This window comes from Streptomyces sp. NPDC001904, from assembly GCF_040297005.1.
Classification (GTDB): domain Bacteria; phylum Actinomycetota; class Actinomycetes; order Streptomycetales; family Streptomycetaceae; genus Streptomyces.
Window position 1 is genome coordinate 75,404 of record NZ_JBEOYI010000003.1, and the last position, 23,896, is coordinate 99,299.

The window sequence follows — 23,896 nt, forward strand, 5'->3', positions numbered from 1 at the left end:
CGCTTCGACGAAATGCGCGATGCGTTGTCCCGAAGGGTTGCCGCAATGACGCCGAACTCCTCCACCGCACACTCCGTGAACCCCGGTCCAAGCCGGAGAACCTTCCTCGGCTCGACGGCTGTCGCCGCCGTCGCAGTGGCCGGCGGTGTGCCCCTGCTCTCCGCCTGCGGCGGGTCGGAGAGCAAGGACCGGGAGGGCACCACCTCCGAGAAGAACGCGGCGAAGCTGCTGCCGACGTTCGTCGCGAGCACCTTCGCCCGGCCCGACATCTCCTCGAAGAACGGATCGGCGGCGGGCTACACCGCCAAGGTCGACCTCTCCGCCCTGTCCACCTCGGTGAAGAGCAGGCTCGGCACCGGCGCTCCCCTGAAGGTCATGTCCCCGCTCTGGGGCACCGCCCCCAGGGCGGACTGCGCCTACTACACGCAGCTCGACAAGGCGGCGGGCACCAAGATCACCTGGCAGAACCAGGACGGCAACACCTACGGCGAGAAGCTCGGGGCCGTGCTGGCCTCCAGCTCGATACCCGACATGGTGGTCGTGCCGAGCTGGGAGCTGGTCGGCAAGATCTCCAACGCGATCACCGCGAAGTTCATGGACCTCGGCCCGTACCTCGCGGGCGACAAGGTGAAGAAGTACCCGAACCTGGCGGCGATCCCCTCGGACTCCTGGCGGATGGGCATCTTCGGCGGCGCCCTGCGCGGCATCCCCATGCCGTCCGCCGCGGCGACGTTCAACCCGGCGTACTACCGCAAGGACGTCTTCGACAAGAAGGGCTACGACGTCCCCAAGTCGGCCGCCGAGTTCCTGAGCTGGGCCAAGGAGGCGACCAGCGCGAAGGCGAAGGTGTACGCCTGCGCCGACATGTCGTGGACCGGCTTCAACATCTTCGGGGTGCGGCCCTCGGGGAGCCTCGGCTGGCACATCGAGGACAACGGCAAGCTGACCTACCGCGTCGAGCAGCCCGAGTACCTCGAGGCGCTGGAGTGGACCCGCAAGCTCTTCGACGCGGGCGTGGTCCACCCCGACGACAAGGCCCGCTCGGGCGACGCGGGCCAGCGGTTCACCGCGGGCCAGGTCCTCATGTTCAACATGGACATGTCCCAGTGGTACGTGAAGACCGCCGAGCAGGCGAAGTCCAACCCGGACTTCGAGATGGCCGCCATGGACCTGTTCGGCCCCGACGGCGGCGACCCCACGCTGTGGGCGAGCTCGCCCGCCACGATCTGGTCGCTGATCCGCAAGGGCGCCTCGAAGGAGACGGTCGAGAACGCGCTGGCCGCCGCGAACTTCGCCGCCGCGCCGTACGGCACCAAGGAGTTCATGCTCGTCAACTACGGCGTCGAGGGCACGCACTACGCGGTCGAGGACGGCACCCCGGTCAAGAGCGACCAGGGAAACCAGGAGGTCATCAACGCCTGGGTGATGCTGTCCGCGCCGGCTCCCTACTTCGCGCATCCCGACTACCCCGACATCGCCCGCGAACAGGTCGAGTGGGAGCAGCGCCAGGGCGCGTTCATGAAGAACACGAGCACGTACGGCATGAACATCGTCGAGCCGACCCGCTACGCGAACCTCTCCAGCCAGTTCGAGCAGCTGGAGATCGACTACGTGCGCGGCAACAAGAAGCTCTCCGACGTCCAGCAGGCCGTCTCCACCTGGAAGTCGTCCGGCGGCGACAAGCTGCGCGACTGGTACAAGAAGCTCATCGACAAGAACGGCAGCGGCAACTGATGTCCCTCACCGCCGGGAGCAGGCCCGACGGGGTGCGTCAGCCGGCCGCCGTCGAGGAGCCGGTGGCCGCGCTCGCGCCGAAGGCAGTCCCCGAGAAGCGCTCGGGCGGCGCCAAGGTCCCCTTCAGGACCCGGCTGCGCCGCGACCGCGCCCTCATCCTGATGACGCTGCCCGCCCTCGCCCTGCTCCTGCTCTTCAACTACGTCCCGCTGCTGGGCAATGTCGTCGCCTTCCAGGACTACGACCCGTACGTGTCCGGCAACGGCGTGACCGCGATCTTCCACAGCCCCTGGGTCGGCGTGGAGCAGTTCTCCCGGATGCTCGGCGATCCGTTGTTCTGGGACGCGGCGAAGAACACGCTGGTGCTGTTCGTCCTCCAGCTGGTGCTGTTCTTCCCGGTGCCGATCGCGCTCGCGCTGCTCGTCAACAGCGTGGTGCGGCCCCGGGTGCGGGCCGTCGCGCAGGCGATCATGTATCTGCCGCACTTCTTCTCGTGGGTGCTGGTCGTCACCGTGTTCCAGCAGATCTTCGGCGGCGCCGGGATCATCGCGCAGACGATGGAGCGGCACGACTGGGGCGGCTTCGACCTGATGACCAATGCGAGCTTCTTCAAGTTCCTGGTCACGGCCCAGTCCGTGTGGAAGGACGCGGGCTGGGGCGTCATCGTCTTCCTCGCCGCGCTCGCCGCGGTCTCCACCGACCTCTACGAGGCGGCGGCGATGGACGGCGCCGGGCGGTGGCGCCGCATGTGGCACGTGACCCTGCCCGCGCTGCGCCCGGTGATCGCCCTGCTGCTCGTGCTGCGGGTCGGCGACGCGCTGTCCGTCGGGTTCGAGCAGTTCCTGCTCCAGCGCGACGCGGTCGGCGCGGGAGCCAGCGAGGTCCTCGACACCTACGTGTGGAACATGGGAATCCAGAACGGCGACTTCAGTTACGCGGCCGCGGTCGGCCTCGTGAAGGGGGCCATCGGCATCTGTCTCGTCCTGGGCGCGAACCGCTTCGCGCACCTGCTGGGCGAGCAGGGGGTGTACAAGAAGTGAGCCTGAACACGCAGTTGATCCGCAGTCTCCAGGCGCCGCCGCGCCCGGTGTGGGAGGAGCCGCCGCGCAGGGCGGGCCTCACGCTCAAGGGCGGCTTCCTCGTCCTGTGCTGTCTCGCGATCCTCGGCCCGCTGTGGATCGTGGTCGTCACGAGCCTGTCCCCCAAGCCGGTGATCGACCGGGCCGGCGGTCTCGTCCTGGTCCCCGACGGCATCACGTTCGTCAACTACACGGAACTGCTGGGCGGCGGCCAGGTCAGCCGCGCGATGCTCGTGTCGATCGGGGTCACCGTGGTCGGCACGGTGTTCTCGATGACGGTGTCGGTGCTCGCGGCCTACGGTCTGTCCCGCACCGGCAGTCTCGGCCACCGGTTCCTGCTGATGTCGCTGATGGCCACGATGTTCTTCGGGGCCGGGCTGATTCCCACATATCTGCTCGTGCAGTCGCTGGGCCTCACCGACACCTATCTGTCGCTGATCCTGCCGAGCGCGGTCAGCGTCTTCAACATCCTGGTGCTGCGCTCCTTCTTCATGGGCATCTCGCCGGAGCTGACCGAGTCGGCCCGCATCGACGGGGCGAGCGATCTGCGCATCCTGCTCACCATCATCCTGCCGCTGTCCCGCGCGGTGCTCGCGGTGATCTCGCTCTTCTACGCGGTGGGGTACTGGAGCGCCTGGTTCAACGCCTCCATCTACCTCACCGACCAGCAGATGATGCCGCTGCAGAACGTGCTGATCCAGCTCGTGCAGAAGAGCCGGGCGGCGCCGACCGGTCTCCAGCAGGCCGTGCACACCGGGCAGTTGTCCACGCTGGGGCTGCAGATGGCCGTCATGGTCCTCGCCCTGGTCCCGGTGGCCGTCGCCTCGCCCTTCGTCCAGCGCCACTTCAAGAAGGGCATGCTCACCGGCGCCGTCAAGGGCTGACGTCCCGGCAGGCACCGCGCACCGCCCGTCCCACCCGTGACCACATCGGAGCCGCACCATGACCGCCCCCGCCCGCCTCCTCTACGGCGGCGACTACAACCCCGAGCAGTGGCCCGAGGAGGTCTGGGCCGAGGACGTGCGGCTGATGAAGGCGGCCGGGGTCACCTCCGTCACGCTCGGCGTGTTCTCCTGGGCGAAGCTCGAACCCCGACCGGGAGCACGGGAGTTCGGATGGCTCGACCGGCTGATGGACCTGATGCACCTGCACGGGATCGGCGTCGTCCTGGCGACACCGACCGCGTCGCCGCCGCCGTGGCTGGGGCGACTCCACCCGGAGACCCTGCCCCGCGACGAGAACGGGCAGACCGTGTGGTGGGGCTCCCGCCAGCAGTTCGCGCACTCCTCCCGCGAGTACCGCCGCCGAGCCGCCGCGATCACCGAGGACCTCGCCCGGCGGTACGGGCGCCATCCGGCGCTGCGCATGTGGCACATCAACAACGAGTACTGCACGATCGACCACGGCGACGAGGCGGCCCGCGGCTTCCGGGACTGGCTGCGGGCGAAGTACCTGACCCTGGACGCGCTCAACGAGGCGTGGGGCACGGCCTTCTGGAGCCAGCACGTCGACACGTGGGAGGACGTGATCCCGCCCCGCCGCGCCCAGTACCTGCGCAACCCCGCCCAGCTCCTGGACTTCCGGCGGTTCACCTCCGACGCGCTCATGGAGTGCTTCGTCGCCGAGCGCGACATCGTGCGCCGGCACTCGCCGGACGACGTCCCGGTGACGACGAACTTCATGCCGTTCTGGATCGGGCAGGACGCGTGGGCGTGGGCCGAGCAGGAGGACGTCGTCTCGGTCGACGTGTACCCGGATCCGCGGGACCCGCTGGGCGGCCAGTACAACGCCATGATCGGCGACATGACGCGCGGTCAGGCCGGCGGGCGGCCCTGGACGGTGATGGAGCAGGCGGCCGGGGCGGTGAACTGGCGGGAGGTGAACCAGCCGAAGCCGCGCGGCCTCAACCGGCTGTGGTCGCTGCAGTCGGTGGCCCGGGGCGCGGACGCGATCTTCCACTTCCAGTGGCGGCAGTCCCGGCAGGGCGCGGAGAAGTTCCACTCGGGGATGGTCGGACACGCGGGTGAGGAGGGCCGCGCCTTCGCCGAGGTGAAGCGGATCGGCGCCGAACTCGCCCTGCTGGAAGAAGCGGTGGCCGGTACGCGGGTGAGCGCCGATGTCGCCGTGCTCCACGACTGGCACTCCTGGTGGGCGGGCAGCCAGGACGCCCGGCCGTCCGCGAAGGTGGTGTACGAGGACGTGGTGCGGGCCTGGCACCGGGCGCTGTGGGAGGCGGGCACGACCACGGACTTCGCGCATCCCGAGCACGATCTCTCCGCCTACAGGATGGTGGTCGTGCCGCAGCTGTACCTGCTCACCGACCGGGCCGTCGAGAACCTTCTCGCGTACGCGCGCGGCGGCGGGCGGATCGTCTGCGGGTTCTTCTCCGGTGTCGCCGATGCCGACGACCGGGTGCGGCCCGGCGGGATGGACGCTCGGCTGCGGGAGCTCTTCGGCATCCGCACCGTTCACGAGTGGTGGCCGCTGGAGTCCGGGGAGAGCGTGGACTGCGGCGAGTTCAGGGGCACCCTGTGGTCGGAGGAGCTGACCGCCGCACCGGACGCGGAGGTCTCCTCGGCCTATCGCGGCGGTGAACTCGACGGCCTTCCGGCCGTGCTGCGGCGCGGACGCGCCTGGTATCTCTCCACCCTTCCCGAGCCTTCGGCCCTGCGCACGCTGCTCGCGGGCGTGGCCGCCGAGGCGGGCGTACGGCCTCCACTGCCCGGCCTCCCCGCAGGAGTGGAGGCCGTGCGCCGCGGCGAGGTGCTGTTCCTGCTCCACCACGGACGGGACGAGGTGGTCGTCGAACTCCCCGCAGAAGAAGGCCCGTTGCGCGATCTGCTCACCGGGACCGAGTACACCGGTGCCGTACCTCTCGGGCGGTTCGGTGTCGTGGCGCTGCGCGGCGAACGGGGCGGTCACGGTGCTGCCTGAACATCCGCACGGCACCTGGGAGCCGACGCCGGCCGCCCGCTGGGAGGACGCGTTCCTGAGCGGGAACGGCCGGCACGGCGCCCTCGTGTTCGGCGATCCGCACGACGACCGCGTCATCGTCACCCATCACGCGCTGGTGCGCCCGGACGGTGGACCACAGCCGAAGCCGCCCCTCCTCGCCGGTCGCCTCGCCGACGTGCAGGACCGGTTGCTCGCCGGGGAGCCGACGGCCGCGGAGGAGTTCACGGACGGTCGCGAGCTGCGGTGGGTGCGGGCGTTCCACCCGGCGTTCCAGGTGCGGTTCGTGCGCGGCAGCATCGCCTGGCGCCGCTACCGCCGTTCCGTCGACTTCGCGACGGGCGTGTGCGCGGCGCGCTGCGGCGGCTGGCAGGGAGAGGTGTTCGTCTCGCGCGCCGACGACGTCGTGGTGCAGTACGCCACGGGGCCCGGCCTGGACGGGGAGGTGCTGCTCGATCACCGCCTGACGGGGGTGCCGGGCGGGCTCGGCGTCGGCCGCAGTGTCGTCCTCACCCCGTACGGCGCCCAGCTGACCCTGCGCTGCCGCTACCCGGACGGAGACCTCGCCTACACGGGAGTGACGGTGGCCGTGGTCAAGGGCGGGCGCACCTCGATCGGCACCACCGGACTGCGGATCGACGCGGCGGAGGAGATCCTGCTGCTCACCCGCGTGCACCGGCATCTCGGGGAGCTGGACGCGAGCGCGGCGGCCGCCGAGCTGACCGCCCTGCTCGACAGCGGCGCCACGACGCGGAGTTACGGGAACCTGCTCGCCCGGCACACGGCGAAGCACCGGTCCGCGTACGAGCGGGTCACCTTGTCGCTCGGCGGCATCCCGGCCGAACGAACCCTTCCCGGCGGTGAGTTGCTGAAACGGCCGGACAGCCACGCCCTGCTGGAGCGGCTGTTCGCCGCGGGCCGCTATCACCTGCTCAGCTCCTCGGGCGCCCTGCCGCCCAGACTGACGGGGCTGTGGACCGGCGAGTGGGACACGGCGTGGTCGGGCGCGTTCACCACCGACGCCAACCTCAACCTCCAGACGGCGTCGGCACCCGCTTGCGCGCTTCCCGAGGTGGTCGACGCACAAGGTGCGCTGATCCGTGGCCAGTTGGCGGACTGGCGCGACAACGCCCGGAGCATCTTCGGGGCGCGCGGCATCGTGGCACCCGCCCACACCGACGGCGAGTCCGGGCACACGTACCACTTCCAGCGCCGGTGGCCGATGCACCTGTGGACGGCCGGCGCCGACTGGCTGCTCACGCCGCTGGTGGAACAGGCCGAAACGACCGGCGAGCGCCCGTCGTGGCTGATCGAAGCGCTCACCGAACTCGCCCTGTTCTACGAGGACTTCCTCAGCCGCAGCGGTCCCGACGGACGCGTGGTCGTCGTGCCGTCGTACTCGCCGGAGAACCGGCCGGCGAACGCGAGCTGGGGCACCCTGAACGCGACGATGGACATCGCCGCGGCCCGGCACGCGCTGCGCACCGCCGCCGCCTGGTCCCCCGGAGCGGACGCCGACCGCTGGCCCGCGCTCGCCGACCGGCTGCCCGACCACCGGGTCAACGACGACGGCGCCCTGGCCGAGTGGGCCTGGCCGGGCCTGGAGGAGACGTACGACCACCGGCATCTCAGCCACCTCTACCCCGTCTGGCCGCACCACGAGATCACCCCGTACGACACCCCGGACCTGGCAAGGGCGGCACACCAGGCGCTCGCGCTGCGCGGCGCCGAGAACGACTCCGCGCACGGCCATCTCCACCACGCTCTCGTCGCGGCCCGGCTGCGCGACGCGCCCCGGGTCGCCGACGCGCTGCGCCGGGTCCTGACCGGCGACTACTTCCATCCCTCCCTGATGAGCGCGCACTATCCGCGCCGCGACGTCTACAACGCGGACGCGGCCCACGCCCTGCCCGCGCTGCTCGTCGAGGCGCTGCTCCAGTCGACGCCCGGCCGGCTCGTGCTGCTGCCCGCGCTGCCCGCGTCCTGGGCGCGCGGCACGGTGCGCGGCCTGCGCACCCGGTTCGGCGCCCGCGTCGATCTGGCCTGGAGCGGCGGCCGCTGCTCGGCGCTCGTACGCCCCGACCGCGACGCGCACATCGAACTCAGGACCCCCGACGGCGACGCCAGGACCGTTCGCCTGACCGCCGGCGAGGACCGCGAACTCACGATGAGTACGCGGTAGTTCAGCTCCCCCCACCGACCATGGAAGGGACACCATGGCACGATCAGGAACGTCTCCGAGCCGCCGCAGGATCCTCGGCTCCGCCGTCGCCGCCACGGCCGCACTGGTCCTCGCGTCCGCCCCCGCCCACGCGGCGGTGTGGTCCTCGTCCGACCAGTGGGGCACGTACTCCACCGCGGACGGCTACACCCTGTACAACAACATCTGGGGCTCCGGCGCGGGCTCCCAGACGATCTGGGCCGACTCGTCGTCCAGCTGGGGCGTCCGGGCCGACCACCCCGGCACGGGCGGCATCAAGTCCTACCCGAACGCCAAGAAGGTCATCGGGAGGACGATCAGCTCGCTGTCCTCCCTGACCAGCAGCTACCACGTGACCGTTCCGTCGTCGGGCGCCTACAACACGTCGTACGACATCTGGGACAGCGGATACGCCAACGAGATCATGCTGTGGGTCAACTACAACGGCGCCGTGGGCGCGTTGGGCAGCTCGATCGGCGACGTCACGCTGGGCGGTCACACCTGGACGGTGTACGTCGGCAGCAACGGCGCCAACAACGTGTACTCGTTCCTGCGCACCTCCGACTCCACGTCGGGCACCGTCGACATCCTGGCGGTCCTGAAGTGGCTGCGGGACACCAAGGGGTACATCGGCGATGTGACCGTCGGTGACGTCCAGTTCGGCTACGAGATCACCTCGTCGGCCGGGGGCCTGGACTTCACCACCAACGGATTCAGCGTCTCCAGCAGCTGACCGGCCGGGCGCGGCTCAGGCGTCGGCGGGCGCCTGGGCCGCGCTCTCCCGCACGGTCAGTTCCGGTGCGAGCAGCACGACCTCCTCGTCACAGCCGCGCCCCTCGATCTTCGCGATGACCTGCTCGACGGCGCGCCGCCCCATCTCCTGCGCGGGCACCGCGACCGACGTCAGCGGCACCGAGGCGTGCGCCGCGACCTGCTCGGGGCAGACGGCGACGACGGAGACGTCCTCGGGGACGGCGCGGCCGGACTGGCGCAGCAGGGCGAGCAGCGGGTCGGTCGCCGCCTCGTTCTGCACGACGAACGCGGTGGTGCCGGGGCGCTCGTCGAAGACCCGCGACAACGTTGCCGAGACCGAGGCGTACGAGCCCTCGCAGGGGCGGTGCAGCAGACGCAGGCCCAGCTCGGCGCTGCGCCCGCGCAGCCCTGACAGGGTCCGCTCGGCGAATCCGGTGCGCCGCTCGTAGACGGCGGCCGCCTCGCCGATGACGGCGATCTCGCGGTGGCCGAGGTCGGCGAGGTGCTGGGCGCAGGCGGCGCCCGCGGCGGCGAAGTCGAGGTCCACGCAGTTGAGTCCGGTGGTGTCGGACGGCAGCCCGATCAGCACGGCGGGCCGGGACGCGGTGCGCAGCAGCGGCAGCCGCTCGTCGTCCAGCTCCACGTCCATCAGGATCATCGCGTCGGCGAGCGCACTGCCCTCGATGCGGCGGACCGCCTCGGCGCCCTCCTCGCCGGTGAGCAGCAGGATGTCGTAGCCGTGGGCGCGGGCGGCGGTGGCGACGGCCATCGCGATCTCCATCATCACCGGCACGTACATGTCGGTGCGCAGCGGCACCATCAGGGCGATGATGTTGGACTTGCTGCTGGCCAGGGCCCTGGCCCCCGCGTTCGGGTGGTAGCCCAGCTTGCGCACGCTGCTCTCGACGCGCTCCCGGGTGGCGGCGGAGATGGACCGCTTGCCGCTGAGGACGTAGCTCACGGTGCTGGCGGAGACTCCGGCGTGCCGGGCGACCTCTGCGAGCGTGACCATGTCGTTCTCCTGAACCGATGCGAAAAGGACGGAGCGCTCCCGGCCGCGAAGCGCTTCGACGGGGACGGATGACCGGAACCGCTTGGACCTGATGACCCTATGGGGATCGGAAGCCACCTGTCTACAAAACTGTCGAAGCGCTTCGACAGGGCTGGCCCACCCCACGGGTGCCGGGTGTTCCTGTCCCCCACAGGTTAATGACAGGGTGTCGTGTGAGGGGCGGTGCGGGGAACATTGCGGGTCCGTGAATTCGACGAGCGCCTTCGGCCTCCCGGATCGTGCGCCGATTCCCCTGCTCAGAGCGGTGGTGGGGGCCGCGGCGGAAGGCGTCCGCGGCGTGCGTCGGCCGGTTGACGGCGTTCCGGGCCGGTTGCGACGCTCGCGCTCATGACCACGACCGCCCTGGAACCCACCTCTGCCTCCGGCCTCACCGTCACCAAACTGAACGGCCGTATCGGCGCCGTCGTCGAGGGCGTCCGCCTCTCCGGCGGGCTGGCCCCCGAGACCGTCGCCGCGATCCGCGAGACCCTGCTCGCCCACAAGGTCGTCTTCTTCCGCGGCCAGGACCAGCTCGACGCCGCGTCGCACGAGGCGTTCGGACGGCTGCTCGGCACTCCGGTCGCCCATCCGACCGTCCCCTCCGCCGACGGCCGTTACTCGTTTCCGGTCAACTCCGACTACGGCGGCCGCGCCAACCAGTGGCACAGCGACGTGACGTTCGTGCCCGCCTACCCGGCGTTCTCCGTCCTCCGCGCGATCACCCTGCCGCCGTACGGCGGCAACACGCTGTGGGCCAATACGGCGACGGCGTACGAGACCCTGCCCGAGCCGCTGAAGAAGCTGGCCGAGGATCTGCGGGCCGTGCACACGAACGACTACGACTACGCGGCCCTGCGGCCCGACGCGGTCCCGGAGCAGCTGCGGCGCTTCCGCGACGTGTTCGCGAAGATCAAGTTCCGTACCGAGCACCCGGTGGTCCGCGTCCACCCGGAGACCGGTGAGCGCACGCTGCTGCTCGGCAACTTCGTGCAGAAGATCTCCGGGCTCACCGGCCAGGACTCGCGCGACCTCGTCGACCTCTTCCAGCGGCACATCGAGCGCCCGGAGAACACCGTCCGCTGGCAGTGGCGGACCGGCGACGTGGCCATCTGGGACAACCGCGCGACCCAGCACTACGGCGTCGACGACTCCGACGACCACACGCGCGAGCTGGCCCGCGTGACGATCGACGGCGATGTCCCGGTCGGCGTCGACGGCCGGAGGTCCACGCTCCTGTCCCCCGAGGCGCTGCCCGATCCGGAGCACGGTATCGCCTCGGGCGCGTCGACAGCCGCCACCGGTACGCCCACCGCCCTGCCCGCGGTCACCGGCTGAGCGCGGCGAGCCAGCGCACGGCCTCATCGGCGTCGCCGCCCACCACCTCCAGCGCGGCGGCGACCCGTTCCGGGCGCGCGAGCAGCCGTCGCACCCGGGGGTCGAGCTGCGCCCGGGCCAGCAGCAGTCCGGACAGGGCGTGCGCGTCGCCCGGCGCGTGCAGCAGCCGGGCCGCGTACAGGTCCCGGGCGCGGGCCGGGTCGCCCGTGGTCAGGCAGGCGTCGGCGTCGGGTCCCGGGCGCGGGGCCAGGTACAGGGCGGCGCGGGCGTCCTCCCAGTGCGCACCGGATCCGCCCGGCACCAGTTCGGGTTCGAAGCCCGACGGTGCCGCGCCGCCGTCCTGCCGGGCCCGGGTGAGGGCCGCACGTTCGGCCGGGCCGCAGCGCAGGTTCCGCAGCCGCCACTCGACCCGGTGGCTGACGGCGGCGGCGCGGGCGCGGGCGGCCACCGCGGGCTCGACCGGTTCGCGCAGCCACCGGTCGAGCGTCGCCGTGAGTCCCGCGAGCAGACGGCGCCCGGCCGGAGCGAGCTCGGCGTGCGTGGCGAGGGTGCGCACCACCTGGCGGGTCTGCAGGCGGCGCAGCGCGAAGTGGAAGGGGGCCACGTTCTCCGGGTCGGCCGCCCGGTCCCCCATGCGCGCCCGCCAGAAGCCGGCGACGCCCGTGAACGCGTAGGCCCCGTGCAGCAGTCCGGGCAGATGGCGGGGGTCGGCGCGCCAGGGCGCGTAGAAGCGCTCGGTGCGGTCGTCGTCGAGGAGCGGGAAGAGGTGGAGCAGTGCTCCCAGTTTGCTGTGCTGGAACTCGTGGACGAGGGTCTCGGCGAGGTCGAGGGCGCTGTCGGGGCGGGAGGCCATCATCGAGCCGAAGGCATCGCCGGTGGAGGCGCTGAGCCGGATGCCGGGCCACTGCGTGGAGGCCCAGGGGACGATACGGGTGATGTCGCCGGGCCGGATCGCACCGACGGCACCGGGGCCGGGCCCGCGGGCCAGGATGGCGTGGGCCTCCCCCACCACCTTTTCCCAGTGGGCGACCTCGTCGGCGGACAGCCGGGCCGGAGGGAGCGGACCGTCCAGGTCGCGGTACGGGTCGAGGTCGTCGAGGCGGATGCCGCCGGGGCGCAGGGTGCGCAGCGGCTGCCAGCCGGGGGTGTCGGAGCCGGTGGCCGACGGGCGGACGGTGACCGGTCCCGCGGTTACCTGCCCCGCCCGTACGGTGACCGGCACGGCACTGAATGCCTCCGCGCTGTCCGGAAGGCGCACGAGACCGAGCGTCGGCAGGGTCAGCGCCCCGGCGCGGACGGGGAGCGTCAGGTCGGCGTCCGCGCCGGCGAGGACGCTCGCGGCGGCGGCGAGGCAGGCGAGGTACCCGGCGTCGGCCCAGAGCGGCGGGCCGGACGCGGCGCCGTGCAGACGGCGCAGCGTGTGCGCGATCCAGGCACCGCACTGCGGGCTCATGAGCAGGTCGTCCACCGCGTCGGGAGCGCGCCGGGCCGCCGCCTCGAAGGCTTCCCACACGGGCGCGACGTCGCCCAACGGGCCCAGTACGCCTGGTCGTTCGTCGAGGCGGTCGAGCAGTTCCCGCAACAGCAGCAGCCGGCGGGCGCGCTCCCCCTTCAGCAGGAATCCGACGGCCCGCTCCGAGCCGCCGCCCGCGGCCAGCTCGTCGAAGAGTTCTCCCGGCATGCGCAGTGTGCGAGGGGCCGCCGCGGAGGGGATGCCGGACGCGGACGACGGTGCCACGCTCTACTCGGCCCGGCCGTTGGGGTTGCTGCCGGCGATCGCGCCCAGGCGGGGCCGACGGGTCTCCTCGAGGAGTCTGCGGCTGGGGCCCGGGGTGGGGTACCGGCGCAGCTCCGCCAGGCGGACCTCGGCGAGGTCCGCCAGGTCCGACTCCATATGGTCCGCCGGACGGTCGGCGCGCACCGGCTCTTTCAAGGTGTTCTCCCCCTTCACCCACGACGGCACGCGATGCCGCCTTGGTCCTGTACCCATCATGACGAAGCCTGCCCGGTCCCGGAACCCGTAGGCCCTGCGGAAGATCGGGAACCGTCTGTTGGCCGGATCCCGTCGGCCCCGCCGGGCTCAGTCGTCGGCCAACTCACCAATGGCCGTGGCGAGTTCGGTGGCGCGATCCGGATCGTCGTCCAGGGAGGTGACCGCCTCGTACAGGGTCCACAGGGCGTCGGCCCGGCGGCCGTGGGCACTCACGATGGCGACGAGGTCGGGACGCGGTGCCGGGTTGCGGCGCATCCGGGCGGTCAGCCGCGGATCGAGCAGGAGCACCAGCGTCTGCCGCTCGTCGGAGCTGTGCGCGAACGGGTAGGCGAGCAGGGCCTCGGCGACGCGGGTGAGCGCGGTCAGGGCTCCGCGCCCCCTGCTCCGGGTGGCGGGCGGGCCCAGCCTCCGCTCCTGACCCGGCCTTCTGATGATCAGGGTGGGCAGTTGGTCGGGGCTGTCGGACGCCCAGACCTCCCGCTCCACGCGGGCAAGGACCGCGGCGAAGAGCCGCTCCGGGTCGGGGGCGGCGTCGTCGGGGGCGGCCCGGTCGAGTTCCTCCTGGACGAGGCGGGAGAAGACGCCGGTGCGCAGCACCGGGTCGTTGGCGGCGCGCTGGCCGCGGGATGCGGCCAGCAGGAGTGCCTGCTCCTGGACGGTGGCGCGGCCGCCCGCGCCCAGTCGTTCGGTGTCCAGGGAGCGCGGGAAGCCGTGCCGTTCGTCGAAGGTCTGGCAGGCGTCGACGACCCAGCGCTGCCGGGCGAATCCGGTGACGGCGTCGCTGGCCAGGAGACGGCAGGCGGACTCCAGGTCGAGGTTGCGCCGCGCGTGTTCGGTGGCGTCCGCGTAGTAGAGGCGGATCCGCTCGTCCTGGTCGAGCACGCCGTGGCCGCCCCACCACACCCAGAGGACGTCGCCGTCCAGGGAGGGGAGTTCGTCGGTGAGGGTGCGGTGCAGGGCGCTCTGGTCGGCGGGCCGGTACGGGAGCGCGGGGCGGTGCCCCTCGGCGGGAGCGAGGTGCAGCAGGATGTTGGCCTCGGGCACCCCGCGCTCGCGCAGCCATCCGTGGAAACGGACGGCGTCGTCGGCGGGCCCCGGCAGCCGCCAGCTCTCGCCCGCCGCATACTCCTCGATGCCGACGACCAGCGCGGTGACCCGGCGCGGGTCGGTGTCCCGGTGCGTCACGGCAGGCGGGCCGCGATGGCCCGGTAGACGGCGGGATCGTCCCAGTAGGCGCTGTGCGCGACGGGGAAGGGCTGACGGCTGTCGGTGGCCACGTCCGTGACCCGGCCCGGGAAGAGCCCGGCGCCGACGTAGCCCAGCAGGTCCCGGCGGTCGTACAGGTTGAGCCAGTCGGGCACGTGCGGGGGCAGGGGCTGCGGATGGGTGAGGGAGGGCAGGGCGCCCGTCTCGTACAGGAACGGCGCCTGCGAGCCGACCGTGACGAGAAGCGCGACGGACGGCTGCGGGTCGAGGACCAGGGTGTCGAGGGCGATGATGCCGCCGAGGCTGTGACCGAGCAGCACCACGGGCGGCTCCTGGCCCGCTATCAGGTCCCGCAGCGCGCGGCGGAGCTCCGCGCCGCGGGCGAGATAGCGCAGGATGTCGCCCGCGGCCGGATGGACGGCCTCGGTGAGGGCCCGGCGTCGGCGTACGGCCGCCCGCGAACCGGCCCTCATGAGCGGCCGTTTGACGGTGCGCAGGAACAGGCCGCGCCCGGTGCCCTCGGGCGTGGCACCCAGTGCTTCGGCGATCCGGTCGACGGCCGCGTCCCGGACCTCGCCGGTGCACAGGACGGGCGTGTCGGCGTCCAGGGCGGCTCCGATGACGGCGGCGGCGAGGGCGCGGGCGAGCAGCCGCGCCAGTTCGTCCGGGTCGAGGGCGGCGGCCGCGGGCGCCAGCAAGGGCGAGCGGGCGAGTTCGGCCGCGCGGATCGGCAGGCCCCGGCCCAGCTCCGGTGCGACGTCGCCGATCCGGCGGAGCAGCCGGCGGGGGCGCTCGTCGGGGAACTCCGCTCCGGGCGCCGTCACGGCGGTGCCCGCGCCGGCCGCCGCGAAGGCGAGTTCGGCCTCGGGGTCCTCGTACAGGCGCGCCCAGGCGTCCGTCTCGTCCCCGTCGTCGGGGCCGCGGGTGGTGCCGCCCGCGGGCTCCGGGATGCTGGCGCCCCGGGCGGCGAGTACGGCGCCGTGCGCCCCGCCCCAGTAGAAGGGGACGACGCGGGCGTGCGGCGCCGTCGCGCCCAGGCCCTCGACCGTCCGGGCGTGCAGTGCGCCGAAGCGGGGTTCTCTGACCCCCGTACCGTGGATGAAGACGACCGTGGTCATACGTCCAGCCCCCGTGCCGGTCCGATGTACTGATCCCTGTGTCGTTCGGGGTCATCTTAGGCTCAGGCAGGGGCAGTTGGGGTGTTCGTGCGGTGCGGGCACGGCCCACACCGCACGCGGCGCTGTCGGTCAGCGCGCGGTCACAGCGGCATCGGCGCGATGTCGCACTCGATGCGCTGGTGCAGCTGGGCGGCCGTGCGCCAGGGGTGGTCGGCGCCGAGGACCCGGGTGAAGCCCTCGACCGCCTGGGCGTTCAGCCGGTCGGCCGCGGCGGATTCGCCGAGGCCGCGCAGGTCGAGGGCGAGATGGGCGGTGCAGGTCAGGGTCAGCGGGTGGTCCGGGCCGAGGACGTCGTCGAGCAGCGGCAGCACGGCCTCGTCCACCGCGCGGGCCGCCGCGAAGTCGAGGCGCGCGTAGTGGTCGTTGGCCCGGCTGATGCGGGCGATGAGGGTGTTGGGGTGCCGCTCGCCCAGCCGCGCGGTGAACCGCTCCACCGCCTCGGTGTCGCATCGCTCGGCGCCGTCGACGTCTCCGATGGCACGCAGGGTGGCCGCCAGGTTGACCAGGGCGCTCACCGTGGCCGCGTGGTCCTCGCCCAGCGCGCTGCGGTAGCGGACCACGACCTTCTCGCCGAGGTCCCGCGACTGTGCCAGGTCGCCGGTGATGCGGCGGTCGACCACCGCGTTCATCGCCGCGGCCAGGGTGTCCGTGTAGTCGGTGCCGTAGCGCTCGGTGAAGCGGACGAAGGTGTCCTCGATCAGTTCGCGGGCCTCGGCCGTGGCGCCGACGCGGCGGCGGCAGACGGCGAGTTCCCGCGCGGCCATGATCGTGGTGGCGTTGTTGACGCCGAAGTTGGTCAGGTACCCCTCGTAGGTGGACTCCATCAGGAGGCGGGCGGAGCGGTAGTCGCCGGACTCGCGGATGTCGACGGCGAGGGCGTTCAGCGAGTTGAGGGTGAGGCCGTTCGTGGGTCCGTAGAGCACCTCGAACTGGCGGGCCGTCTCCTCGTCGAGCGCGCGGGCGTCGGTGAAGGCGCCGCAGCAGCGCAGGGACACGCCGAAGCTGTGGGCGGCCTGGAGGGTGGCCGGGTCGTCGGGGCCGAAGAGGCGGCGCGCCATGGCGAACCCGTCGTCGTCGAGCGTCCGGGCCGCGTCGAAGTCGCCCTGGCAGCGCAGGGAGAAGGCCATCTGCGACATCGAGCTGACGAGCTCCTCGTCGGGCACCTCGCCGCTCCTGGACTGCTCCAGGGCCTTCTCGCTGAGCCGGAGGGCCTCGTCGCGGCTGCCGAACTTGCCCAGCATGAACGCCAGGAGCTTGGCCATCCGGATGACCATGATGTCGTCGTCGCCGGACTGCGACTGCCAGACGGTCCAGGCCTGGCGGGCCATGCTCATCGCAGTGTCGTGCGCACCCCAGTAGTAGAGGAAGAACACGACGTCCAGGACGAGGTCGCGCACCCACGGGTCGGAGCTGCGCACCGCGCCCGACGCCTGCACGTGCGGCAGCAGCGCCTGATAGGCCGGCCACAGTTCCGGTGAGGCGCCCTCGCCGGGCTTGGCGGTGGCGAGGAGCTGGTGGACGGCGTGCCGCAGTTGTACCTCGGCCGCCGGGTCCAGGCCGGTCGCCAGCACGCTCTGCATCAGACGGTGCATCTGGAGGGTGCCGCGTTTGTGGTCGAGGCGCACCAGCGAGAACTTGCTGAGTTCGCGGGTGGCCCGGGCCAGCAGCACCGGGTCGCGCAGCACCGGGTCGAGTTCGGGGCTGACCTCCACGTTCCGCCCGCCGCGCAGCAGGCTGAGCGGGATCGGCTCCGGCGCCATCAGGGCGCAGACCTCCAGGAGCTGACGGGCGGCGGGGTGTTCCTGCGCCAGCCGGTCGAGCGAGAGGTTCCAGGCCGCGGCGACCGGCACCGGGTAGTCCGGGTTGGGGTCGAGGTCGAGGATCTCGACCCGGCGCTGGGAGAGGAGTTCGAGGTGTTCGGCCACGGGCATGCCGGTCGCGGCGTGCCAGGCTCCGGCCTGCTCGATCGCGAGCGGCAGATCGCCGAGGGCGTCGGCGAGCAGGTCGGCGTCGGCGGTCGCGAGGTCGGGCGCGCGTCGCTGGAGCAGCGCGATGGACTCCTCGCGGTCGAAGACGTCGACGCTGAGCGGCGTGGCGACGCGCTCCCAGTCCCGGTTCCGGGAGGTGACGATGATCTTGCCCGGGCCGCCGCTCGGGAAGTAGGCGCGGACCGCGTCGATGTCCTCGGCGTTGTCGAAGACCAGCAGCCAGTTGTCGTACGGCTTTCCGGAACGCAGTGCCTCCTGCACGGCGGGCACCGCGGTGTTCGCCTGCGGGCCGGTGTCGAGGCCGAGGAAGGAGGCCAGCTCGGCGAGGGAGGCGAGGATCAGGGACTCCCGCTCGGAGGGCACCCACCAGATCACGTTGTACTCGGCGCTGTGCCGGTACACGTACTCGATGGCGATCTGCGACTTGCCGACGCCGCCCATGCCGTGCAGGGCGTGCGGCAGGACCGCGGCGGTCTCCTTCTGCCTCAGTTGCTCGTCGACGGCTTCCAGCAGGATCTCGCGCCCGGTGAAATTGGGATTCTTGGGCGGCACGTTCCCCATGATCTTCGGCTGACCGCTGCGGACGAAGCGGTGTTCGGGAGCCTTGAGGTCCATGGTTGCGTCAGCCTTCCCAGCTTCAGTGTGTTCGGTTGTGTCGGGTCCAGCCGCTGATACCACGTCGACTCCTGGTTCGCTGTTGCTCTCAGCAACCAGCTCTTCCCCACCGGACCCGTGGCTATCTCTGAGCGCTCCCGTACGACCCTCGTTCGAGCCCCCGGTGAGCCCCGCGACGATCCGCGCGGCGCGGCGCGCGTGCGGCCCGGACAGGGCGCGCAGCACGGCGAGTTCGATCCGCAGCCAGGGGCGGCCGGCGCTGCCGGTGTCCGGCAGCGGGGTGTCCTCCGGGTTGCGCACGGCGGCGCGCAGCGGGGCCGCGGCGCCCCGCCCCCTGCGCAGTTCGGCCAGGACGTCGACGATGCGGGCCAGCTGCGTGCGGGTGCCGGTGGCGAGCAGCGCCTCGCGGACTCCGTCGGCGAACTCGGGGCCGTGCCCGTCCCGCTCGTCCCCGTGCTCCCAGTCGATGAGGCCGCCCATCATGACCTCGGCGACGTGGTCGGGGCCCGCCTCGGGGACGGCGCGCTCGCGCAGCTCCTCGATGAGGTCGAAGTCCAGCGGGATCACGGCGAGCAGCAGCGCGAGGTGCCGGGCCAGCGGGCTGGCGAGTCCGGCGAAGCGGGCCACGGCCGCGGCCGCCGCGCGCGGTCCGTCGATCCTGGGGGTGCGCAGGCCGGGCGCGGGGGTGCCCTTGGCGAGGGCGCCCGCGGGGAGCATCGGCAGGGTGCGGTGCACGCCCGGCTCGCCGGTGACCAGTTCGGCCCACGCGGTGAAGGATGCGGGGTGCGTGCTGAGCACGGGGACCGGGACCGTGCCGTCGTCGGGTTCCGGGAGCGGACGGAGCGGGTCGGCGATGTCGTGCGGCGGACGGCAGTCGAGGGCGGAGTTGGCCGCGCCGAATCCGGCGGCGCCGAACTGCGCGCGGAACGGGTACAGCGACGAGCGGTGGCGCAGGTACGGCGGTAAGAGGTGGACCAGCGCCGTGGGGCCGCCCCCGGCGAGGGCGGTGAGCAGGTCGTCGGCGGCGGGTGCGGCCCAGCCCGCGCCGAGCCCGTCGGTGACGACGAGGAACAGCCGCCTGCCGCTGCCGTCGAGGAGTTCCCGCGGGTCGCCCGCGCGGCCGTCGGCGGTGCACACGACGGCGGATCCGTCGGCGGGGACCTTGATCCGTACGGTACGTACGTCGCGGAAGGCGCCGCTGCGGGCCGCCTCGTCGGCGATCCGGCGGACGGTGCCGCGCCAGGCCCGCATGGTGAGCGTGTCGTCGACGAGCAGGACGACGTCCAGGGCGCGCTGGTGCGCGGGCAGCAGATACGGGATCCACAGCCCGTCGCTCAGTCCGTGCTGGGCGGTGGTGTCCTCGTCCAGCGGTCCCGGCTCGTTCGTGGGCACGCGGCGGCCCAGGGCGCGCAGCACCCGGGCCAGGCGCAGCGGGCGGGCCGGCGGTACCGCGGGGGCGGGCGGCAGCCGGAAGACGGGCCCGCCGGCGGTGTCCGCCGACGTCAGGTCGGGCCCGGACTCCGGGTACGCGTACGGGATCTCCGTGCTGCCGCTCGCCGGGCCGGCGTCGGGTGGCAGGCCGGGGCCGGGAAGGCCGGCGGTGCCGGGGTCCGCGGCGGACTCCGCCGGATCATCCGGATGATCGGCTTCCGAACGCTCGGACGGCGTGGTCGCGCGCCGTCCTGAAGCGAGCCACGCGGCCGCGAGCCAGGTGGCCTCGGCGAGGTCGCGCCAGTCCGGTCCGTCCTCCGACGACCCGGTCGGCGCGCCGCTCCCGCCGCCGCTCGGGTCGGGGGCACGCTTCCTGGGCAAGCCGGTCATCAGCGGCCTTTCGCGAGGTCGCGCAGCAGCATCTCGACGAGCTTACGCCCGTCGGCGTCGGCCTGGAAACCACCCGTTGTGACCAGCAGGACCGCGTTGAGGAGTTGGTCCACCGAGTGGGTTCCGCCGTCCTGCACCCGTCGTTCGAAGTCGTCCACCAGTTCCCCGACGACGTCCTCGCTGCCGCTCAGGTGGCTCGCGACGATCGACAGCAGCCGCTCGCGCGAGGGCAGCCGCAGCTCCAGCGGGAGGCAGCGGCGGCGGAACGCGAGCGGGAACTCGCGCTCGCCGTTGCTGGTGATCACCACGACGGGGAACTCGCGGCACTCCACCAGCCCGCGCTCGATCGTCGTGCGGGCGCCCGGGTCGTCGGTGAAGACGCTGATCGCGTCCTCGGAGCTGCGCTTCAGCTCCGGTATGTCGTAGGAGCCGTCCTCCAGGACGTGGAGCAGGTCGTTGGGCAGGTCGATGTCGCTCTTGTCCAGCTCGTCGATGAGCAGCACACGCGGCTGTTCGTACGGGAGCAGGGCGGTGCCGAGCGGGCCGAGGGTGACGAAGTCGCCCATGCGCGGGGCCTGTTCACCGGCGCCCGGTTCGGCCCCCGCGCGCCAGGCGGCGATGGCCTGAGCCCGGCCTATGGCGTCATAGGCGTACAGCCCTTCCTTGAGGGCGGTGCGCGAGACGATGCCCCATTGCAGGACACGGCCGAGGCCCAGCTCGCGGGCGATGAGATAGGCGAGCGACGACTTGCCGACCCCGGGCGGGCCGGTGACGAGGAGGGGGCGGCGCAGCAGCAGCGCCGCGTTCACGACGTCGATGTCCTCCTGGCGCAGATGGACCAGGTCCTGGTCGTCGCCGAGCCGCCGCCGGGTGGCCCGCGAGTCGTCGGAGTCGGGCGGCGGCTGTGCCGGGCCGCCCGCGAACGTCCGCCAGGGCGGCGGCGCAGGCAGTGTCGGCCCCGCACCCACCGGGGCGCTGCCCACGCCGTGGAACACACGCCACGCTGTGCCGTGCTGCTCGGTCATGCCGGCATCTCCTCACAGTCGACGAGGCGGTTCGGGTCGTCCCACAGGAACGCGATATTTCTGCCCACCAGGAGCCGTCCCACTTCTTCCGTCTCGGCCTGGACCCGCAATTGGTGAACTTTGAACGGGAGTTGACCCGGGCTGTGCCCGAGCAGGAGCTGTAGCAGTTCGACGGACTGGGGCGTGTCGGGGCGCCGGTCCCAGACGACGAGCCCCACCCCCTCGGTCAGGGCGGCCGCCAGCGCTTCCAGGCCGTGGCCGCGCTCGGCGGGGTGCTGCAGGATGACGCCGGTCACCCGGGGGTTCCTGGCGAGCTTCTCCTGCCACTGGGCGAGCGGGTCCGTCGTTCTGCTCCAGCGGTACGTCTCCGCGGCCGGGGCCTCCTGAAGGGTGCGCCAGCGCTCGCGCCACAGGCTCAGCTGCCGGGCGTCCCTGATCCGCATCCGGTCGAGGCTGCGCAGGTGGATGTAGAAGCGCAGGTGGAGCGGGAGCGGTTCGAAGGCGTCCGCGGCGATCTTCAGGCGCGCCACGTCGTGGTTGAGCAGGGCGTGGGGCAGGACGAACTCGACGTGGACGGGGGTGTCCTCGGCCGCGCCCGCCCACTGCGCCTCGCCGTGCCGCACCGCCCGCAGCACCGCCGGGGCGAGCCGGTCGAGCGTGGTCTCCTGGGGTGCGAAGGCGCGCGGCTGCCAGAATCCGGCCGCGGCGTTCACCCAGTGGCGCACGTAGATCCGGTCGGTGCCGTCGTGCGCCGGGTCGACCATGACGACCAGGGCGCGCGGCACCGTGCTGTCGGGCATCGCGCCGCGGGCTATCGAGGCACGCCGCTCGCGCAGCGCGCCGGTGAGTTCCGTGGCCTCGGCCCACTCCTCGGACCACGTCTGGAGGGCGGCCGCCTGCGACGAGCCGAGGGCGGCGACCACCTCGACGAGGACCACGGCGGGCGGCAGTCCGTCCGGCTGCGCGTTCTGCTCGGCCAGGTGGGCGAACAGGCCCACGGGCCCCTCCGCGTCGGGCAGCTCGATGCGCAGTTCACCGGCGAGGACGCTGTGCAGCACGGGCCGGGGGACGGGTCCGAGGGCCAGCAGCTCCCAGACCCTGCGCTGCATCTCGGCGTCGAACACGCCGGGCAGTTCCGGGAGTCCGCGGCTCTCGACGCCGTACACCGCTCGGCGCACCAGGCGGTCGAGGTTCTCGCCGGTCTCCCGTCCTTCCAGGGCGCCGACACCGTCGATGAGCACCCGGTACCCCTCCTGGCCGTTGCGCCGCAGGGCCTGACTGACGAAGTTCGTCATCTCCGCGCGTACCGGCAGCCCCTGCTCGATCCACTGGATCCCGAGGTCGTCGCAGACCAGGTTCATGTACAGGGAGCGCTGCCGGGCCTCGCGCACACACGGCAGGGCGCACAGCTCATCGGTGAGGACCGAGACCAAGCGCAAGGGCACGCCGCCCGGTTCCTGTGGCGTGCTCATGTTCACCGACCAACCCCCGTAAGCCGGTCCCGCACTGGGAACTGCCGGTGAAGCTACCACGTCAACTCCCTTGCAACCAGGGGCGATTACAGGTTCGTCCGAGATCAGCGGGTCCTGCGGGACGCAAGGTCCGGATGCCGTGGCAGCCCCCGCCGGGAAGACGGTCGGCGTCCGTCGAGGTGGCGCTCCGCCCCGGCTCCCGTCGGATCGGGGCGGCGCCGCCTACGGTCGGGACATGAACAGACGCGCCCAGATCGCCCTTCTGCTGCTCGCCGGGGCCTCCGGCGCCGTCGATGCGCTCGCCTTCACGGTGCTGGGGAGCGTGTTCGCCGGGGTGATGACCGGCAATCTGGTGCTGCTCGGGATCTCCGCGGGGCGGGGCGACGGGTCGGAGGTGACCGGCCCCCTGGTCGCGCTCGGCGGGTACGTCGTCGGCGCCGCCTGCGCAGCATTCGCGTGCCGGGGGTCGCGGCGACGGGCTGCCGGGCAGCCGTGGCCGGGCGCCGTCGTCGGCTGCCTCGCGGCGCAGTGCCTCCTGCTCTCCGCCGTGGCCGTCGCGGCCGGAGCGCTCGACGGGCGGCCCGGCGAAGGCTGGCGGATCGCGCTGCTCGTGGCCGCCGCCGTGGCGATGGGCGGGCAGTCCGCGGCCATGGTCGCCGCGGGTGCCGGGGGCGCGCCCACCACGTACTTCACCGGCACTCTCACCACGCTGGTGACCGGCGCCGTGGACGGGACGGCGCGCGGCACCGGACAACTGTGGACCGTCGCACGCCTGTCGGCCGTGGTCGGCGGGGCCGCCTGCGGTGTGGCCGTGCACACGGCCGCACCGCCGTGGGGATTCGTGCCGCCGGCCGTGCTCACGGCGTGCGCGGTGGCGTGCCAGAAACCTGCACAGCGAGTGCGCAGGGCAGTCACGCGGACCGCCGGATATTCATTGCACGGTGCACACGATGAAACCCATTGATGCGCGGCTGTCCCCTTTGGCGAATACCCGGACCGGCCGCGCGCAATTCACTCCGTGAAGAATGTGAAGGCGTTGGCACGTGTTCGTGAACGGGCCTGCACGTCTTGGTAATTGACCTCGCACATCCCCTCTGACCGGCGACCTTCCGATTGGCTGTGCGACGCGTCGACGTGCTTTGATCCTCCGCATCGCGGAACGGCGACGGATTCGGCGCCACCGGATCACGGCACCTTCCGCGTTTTGCGAAATACCCTCTGATACCTATGAGAAGGGCGGCTCTCCTCATGAGCAACACCCCCAAGGTCGAGACCCTCGAGATTTCCGACGCCGAGCTGGACAACGTCTCCGGCGGTCTCGTCGGCGGCCTCGTCGGCCAGGTCACCGACACGGTCGACGGCATCGTCCCGGTCTCCGGCACCGTCGCCGGTCTCACCAACACGGTCCAGGGCCTCACCGGTGTGAACACCGGTGCGGTCACGGGTCTGGTCTCCGGCCTCTGAGCCGATCCACCGGATCATCGCGCCGCCCAC

The 23,896-nt window shown here is 72.4% G+C and carries 17 protein-coding genes; 9 read left to right on the plus strand and 8 right to left on the minus strand.

The annotated features are described in order from the left end of the window. Window positions 1-45: 45 nt before the first annotated feature. The 6 genes from ABT127_RS05255 to ABT127_RS05280 are packed head-to-tail and all read left to right on the plus strand — an operon-like array spanning window position 46 to window position 8,698. Window positions 46-1,734, plus strand: coding sequence for an extracellular solute-binding protein (locus tag ABT127_RS05255; RefSeq protein WP_351444761.1), 1,689 nt, complete (start codon window positions 46-48; stop codon window positions 1,732-1,734). Next, the gene (locus tag ABT127_RS05260; protein ID WP_351444763.1) at window positions 1,734-2,774 is read left to right on the plus strand and encodes an ABC transporter permease; all 1,041 of its coding nucleotides are present in this window, start codon (window positions 1,734-1,736) and stop codon (window positions 2,772-2,774) included. The genes ABT127_RS05255 and ABT127_RS05260 overlap by 1 nt, the downstream gene beginning before the upstream one ends. Then, complete coding sequence (locus ABT127_RS05265) at window positions 2,771-3,697, plus strand: carbohydrate ABC transporter permease (RefSeq protein ID WP_351444765.1); 927 nt, start codon at window positions 2,771-2,773, stop codon at window positions 3,695-3,697. The genes ABT127_RS05260 and ABT127_RS05265 overlap by 4 nt, the downstream gene beginning before the upstream one ends. A 58-nt stretch (window positions 3,698-3,755) precedes the next feature. After that, window positions 3,756-5,747 (plus strand): beta-galactosidase, encoded by a 1,992-nt coding sequence (locus ABT127_RS05270; protein ID WP_351444767.1) that lies wholly within the window; start codon window positions 3,756-3,758, stop codon window positions 5,745-5,747. Next, complete coding sequence (locus ABT127_RS05275) at window positions 5,740-7,947, plus strand: glycosyl hydrolase family 95 catalytic domain-containing protein (protein WP_351445407.1); 2,208 nt, start codon at window positions 5,740-5,742, stop codon at window positions 7,945-7,947. The genes ABT127_RS05270 and ABT127_RS05275 overlap by 8 nt, the downstream gene beginning before the upstream one ends. 34 nt (window positions 7,948-7,981) lie before the next feature. Continuing rightward, window positions 7,982-8,698 (plus strand): GH12 family glycosyl hydrolase domain-containing protein, encoded by a 717-nt coding sequence (locus tag ABT127_RS05280; RefSeq protein ID WP_351444769.1) that lies wholly within the window; start codon window positions 7,982-7,984, stop codon window positions 8,696-8,698. A 15-nt stretch (window positions 8,699-8,713) separates the two neighbouring features. Here the strand turns inward: ABT127_RS05280 and ABT127_RS05285 are convergent, their stop codons facing one another. Then, window positions 8,714-9,730, minus strand: a complete 1,017-nt coding sequence (locus ABT127_RS05285; RefSeq protein WP_351444771.1) for a LacI family DNA-binding transcriptional regulator — start codon at window positions 9,728-9,730, stop codon at window positions 8,714-8,716. 387 nt (window positions 9,731-10,117) lie between these two features. On the opposite strand from ABT127_RS05285, the gene ABT127_RS05290 reads away from it, so the two are divergent. Next, window positions 10,118-11,104 carry a TauD/TfdA dioxygenase family protein gene (locus tag ABT127_RS05290; RefSeq protein ID WP_351444773.1) on the plus strand — a complete coding sequence of 329 codons (987 nt, stop codon included), beginning with the start codon at window positions 10,118-10,120 and terminating at the stop codon, window positions 11,102-11,104. On the opposite strand, the gene ABT127_RS05295 is transcribed toward ABT127_RS05290, so the two are convergent. From ABT127_RS05295 to ABT127_RS05325, 7 genes are all read right to left on the minus strand, one after another. Further along, window positions 11,094-12,785 carry an HEXXH motif domain-containing protein gene (locus tag ABT127_RS05295; protein WP_351444775.1) on the minus strand — a complete coding sequence of 564 codons (1,692 nt, stop codon included), beginning with the start codon at window positions 12,783-12,785 and terminating at the stop codon, window positions 11,094-11,096. The two genes, ABT127_RS05290 and ABT127_RS05295, sit on opposite strands and share 11 nt — an antisense overlap. Before the next feature lie 60 nt (window positions 12,786-12,845). Then, entirely contained in the window at window positions 12,846-13,037 is a 192-nt protein-coding gene (locus ABT127_RS05300; RefSeq protein WP_351444777.1) for an aldo/keto reductase, read from the minus strand. A 147-nt stretch (window positions 13,038-13,184) separates the two neighbouring features. Further along, on the minus strand, window positions 13,185-14,282 hold the full coding sequence (locus ABT127_RS05305; RefSeq protein WP_351444779.1) for an effector-associated domain 2-containing protein: 1,098 nt from the start codon (window positions 14,280-14,282) through the stop codon (window positions 13,185-13,187). Then, entirely contained in the window at window positions 14,279-15,421 is a 1,143-nt protein-coding gene (locus tag ABT127_RS05310; RefSeq protein ID WP_351444781.1) for an alpha/beta fold hydrolase, read from the minus strand. The genes ABT127_RS05305 and ABT127_RS05310 overlap by 4 nt, the downstream gene beginning before the upstream one ends. Window positions 15,422-15,561: 140 nt before the next feature. Further along, window positions 15,562-19,905: an FxSxx-COOH system tetratricopeptide repeat protein gene (gene fxsT, locus ABT127_RS05315; RefSeq protein ID WP_351444783.1), complete on the minus strand. Its 4,344-nt coding sequence runs from the start codon at window positions 19,903-19,905 to the stop codon at window positions 15,562-15,564. Beyond that, complete coding sequence (locus ABT127_RS05320) at window positions 19,905-20,930, minus strand: AAA family ATPase (protein WP_351444785.1); 1,026 nt, start codon at window positions 20,928-20,930, stop codon at window positions 19,905-19,907. The genes fxsT and ABT127_RS05320 overlap by 1 nt, the downstream gene beginning before the upstream one ends. Further along, entirely contained in the window at window positions 20,927-22,375 is a 1,449-nt protein-coding gene (locus ABT127_RS05325; protein ID WP_351444787.1) for a VMAP-C domain-containing protein, read from the minus strand. Before ABT127_RS05325 ends, ABT127_RS05320 begins: the two co-directional genes overlap by 4 nt. Window positions 22,376-22,637: 262 nt before the next feature. On the opposite strand from ABT127_RS05325, the gene ABT127_RS05330 reads away from it, so the two are divergent. Continuing rightward, entirely contained in the window at window positions 22,638-23,366 is a 729-nt protein-coding gene (locus ABT127_RS05330) for a DUF1275 family protein (RefSeq protein WP_351444789.1), read from the plus strand. A 284-nt stretch (window positions 23,367-23,650) separates the two neighbouring features. Beyond that, window positions 23,651-23,866: a type A2 lantipeptide gene (locus ABT127_RS05335; RefSeq protein ID WP_351444791.1), complete on the plus strand. Its 216-nt coding sequence runs from the start codon at window positions 23,651-23,653 to the stop codon at window positions 23,864-23,866. The last annotated feature ends 30 nt before the right edge of the window (window positions 23,867-23,896 follow it).

Bases quoted from the DNA above. Each gene is read 5' to 3' on its own strand.
- ABT127_RS05290 (WP_351444773.1), top strand. From the start codon at position 10,118: ATGACCACGACCGCCCTGGAACCCACCTCTGCCTCCGGCCTCACCGTC.
- ABT127_RS05330 (WP_351444789.1), top strand. From the start codon at position 22,638: ATGAACAGACGCGCCCAGATCGCCCTTCTGCTGCTCGCCGGGGCCTCC.
- ABT127_RS05335 (WP_351444791.1), top strand. From the start codon at position 23,651: ATGAGCAACACCCCCAAGGTCGAGACCCTCGAGATTTCCGACGCCGAG.
- ABT127_RS05285 (WP_351444771.1), bottom strand. From the start codon at position 9,730: ATGGTCACGCTCGCAGAGGTCGCCCGGCACGCCGGAGTCTCCGCCAGC.
- ABT127_RS05295 (WP_351444775.1), bottom strand. From the start codon at position 12,785: ATGCCGGGAGAACTCTTCGACGAGCTGGCCGCGGGCGGCGGCTCGGAG.
- ABT127_RS05255 (WP_351444761.1), top strand. From the start codon at position 46: ATGACGCCGAACTCCTCCACCGCACACTCCGTGAACCCCGGTCCAAGC.
- ABT127_RS05310 (WP_351444781.1), bottom strand. From the start codon at position 15,421: ATGACCACGGTCGTCTTCATCCACGGTACGGGGGTCAGAGAACCCCGC.
- ABT127_RS05320 (WP_351444785.1), bottom strand. From the start codon at position 20,930: ATGACCGAGCAGCACGGCACAGCGTGGCGTGTGTTCCACGGCGTGGGC.
- ABT127_RS05260 (WP_351444763.1), top strand. From the start codon at position 1,734: ATGTCCCTCACCGCCGGGAGCAGGCCCGACGGGGTGCGTCAGCCGGCC.
- ABT127_RS05270 (WP_351444767.1), top strand. From the start codon at position 3,756: ATGACCGCCCCCGCCCGCCTCCTCTACGGCGGCGACTACAACCCCGAG.
- fxsT (WP_351444783.1), bottom strand. From the start codon at position 19,905: ATGACCGGCTTGCCCAGGAAGCGTGCCCCCGACCCGAGCGGCGGCGGG.
- ABT127_RS05280 (WP_351444769.1), top strand. From the start codon at position 7,982: ATGGCACGATCAGGAACGTCTCCGAGCCGCCGCAGGATCCTCGGCTCC.